Below are 997 nucleotides of genomic sequence, written 5' to 3'. Positions count from 1 at the left end.
TGATTGGAACGCCATACGGGTCGAAATCGAGGAGGTTCCCGCGATACCTACCGACGGGGCTCCTAGCTGTGCAAGCCGTCTTAGACCGCCTTGTCAAGCAGAAAATCGGGGAACGCCCGCTGCTTCCGCGACGCGGACATTATCCTCCGCCAGCTTGCGGTACTCGGCCGGCCTGCGCAGGTAGAACGCGCCGCCCTCGTCGCGAACGAGGGTCATCGATAACTCGACGCATTCATCGCAGATGAGGACGGGGGGACCCGCGACGACGAGCTTGCGCACATCGTAAGGAGCAGCGAAGGATTGTTCCCGGATTGCTCTCGACGGGTTCGCTGATGCCGGACCTCCGTTCAACGGCCAAACGCCCGCAATACATGTGGACATCGGACCGATGTCCGGCAATAGACCCGTGATTTACCGTTGGACGAGACTGAACGGCGCGGTTGACCCTTTGCGACCGGTCTCGGCGTTCCCACATGCCAGGACGGCATCTTTCGATCGATCTGTTAGATGGCGGAACTTTATTCAATTCGCGGTGCCAAGCCGGAAGACCAGCGCGGCCTCACGCGCCTCTGCGTGCGCGCTACCGCACAAGCAGGGTACGACGAGGCCTTCATCGACCGGGTGATGCCGGCACTCACCGTCACGATGCCGTTGATCACCGGCGGCTATGTTCGAGTGGCGGAAGACGAGGCTGGAGAGGCAGTTGGGGTTGTGACAGTGACGCCAACCGCAGTTCTGGGCATTGCGCAGCTCGACGGCATCTTTGTCGATCCACCGTTTTGGAAACGCGGCGTTGGCCGGGTGCTTTTCGAGGCGGCCGTCGGGCGTGCCAAGGAGCTGAAAGCCGGTGCCCTGATGATCTACGCCGAACCTTCGGCAGAAGGCTTCTACAAGCGAATGGGAGCCATCAGGATCGGCGAAGGGCCATTTTATTATTCTCCAGAGCTTATACTGCCTCATCTGCTCTACATCGTTCCTCGCGACGCATGATGGCTCG

2 protein-coding genes are annotated in these 997 nt (G+C 60.5%); one reads left to right on the top strand and one right to left on the bottom strand.

Features of this window, described 5'->3' with window-relative positions; genetic code table 11:
- Positions 1–93 precede the first annotated feature (93 nt).
- Positions 94–216, bottom strand: coding sequence for a hypothetical protein (locus tag ACFFWD_RS36570; RefSeq protein ID WP_376971348.1), 123 nt, complete (start codon positions 214–216; stop codon positions 94–96).
- Positions 217–507: 291 nt separating this feature from the next.
- On the opposite strand from ACFFWD_RS36570, the gene ACFFWD_RS36565 reads away from it, so the two are divergent.
- Positions 508–990 (top strand): GNAT family N-acetyltransferase, encoded by a 483-nt coding sequence (locus ACFFWD_RS36565; protein WP_376971350.1) that lies wholly within the window; start codon positions 508–510, stop codon positions 988–990.
- Positions 991–997: the final 7 nt, after the last annotated feature.

Source organism: Bradyrhizobium erythrophlei (genome assembly GCF_042430365.1).
In the GTDB taxonomy this organism is placed as follows: Bacteria; Pseudomonadota; Alphaproteobacteria; order Rhizobiales; family Xanthobacteraceae; genus Bradyrhizobium; species Bradyrhizobium erythrophlei.
The sequence above is the reverse complement of the archived record's forward strand: the minus strand, read 5'-3'. Positions and strand labels throughout refer to the sequence as shown.

Coding starts and splice junctions, on each gene's coding strand:
- ACFFWD_RS36565 (WP_376971350.1), top strand. CDS start 508: ATGGCGGAACTTTATTCAATTCGCGGTGCCAAGCCGGAAGACCAGCGC.
- ACFFWD_RS36570 (WP_376971348.1), bottom strand. CDS start 216: ATGACCCTCGTTCGCGACGAGGGCGGCGCGTTCTACCTGCGCAGGCCG.